The sequence below is a fragment of the Nitrosopumilus sp. b1 genome (genome assembly GCF_014078545.1).
In the GTDB taxonomy this organism is placed as follows: domain Archaea; phylum Thermoproteota; class Nitrososphaeria; order Nitrososphaerales; family Nitrosopumilaceae; genus PXYB01.
The window spans coordinates 1-709 of sequence record NZ_MU078770.1 but is presented as its reverse complement, the minus strand read 5'-3'; the positions used below and the strand labels follow the sequence as shown (position 1 = coordinate 709).

Below are 709 nucleotides of genomic sequence, written 5' to 3'. Positions count from 1 at the left end.
TGGATATACTGCTAAGGTTTCATGGAATGCAGCACATGGGTCTGGTGCAAAGATTCCTTTTTCATTTTCATTTTATGATGTTGCTGGAAATCCAGTAAGAGATGTATTGTTTGCATATAGCATGATAGATGATTCTGGAAAAGAGTTTTGGTCAAATATTGGCTCTAGTCAATCACATCTTGGAATATTATCATCTAGTGGAACAAGTCAAGAGTCAGTGTTGATTCCATCAAATGGAAATTATCAAATTAAATTAATTTTGACAGGGGAGAATGCTCAAAACTATGAATCATTTTACTCTGCCCAATCAGAATTTAGTGTGGGTTCAGGTTCTGAGCAACCAGTAAAAAAATCAGCTGCAGTTCCAGGATGGGTTAAAAATAACGCTGGATGGTGGGCTGATGGCACTATTGCAGACTCTGAATTTCTCTCTGCAATAAAGCATCTAATCAAAGAAGAGATAATCATTGTATCACAATCCCAAGGCAGTACAACAAATTCAGATGAGATTCCATTATGGATTAAAAATAACGCAGGATGGTGGTCCCAAGGACAAATTGATGATGAATCTTTCTTACAAGGAATTCAGTTTATGATAAAGGAAGGAATCCTTAGAATCTAAGACTAATTTTTATGAAATTGTTAGTTTTCAAACGAAATTTGTTTGCTCTAAACAGACTGGAGCATAATATGTGAATAGTATGAGGGT

At 35.4% G+C, this 709-nt stretch carries 1 pseudogene; it reads left to right on the top strand.

Annotated elements, in window-relative coordinates:
• A pseudogene (locus C6988_RS10570) lies at window positions 1-622 on the top strand (peptidase); the annotation flags it as partial.
• Between the last annotated feature and the right edge of the window lie 87 nt (window positions 623-709).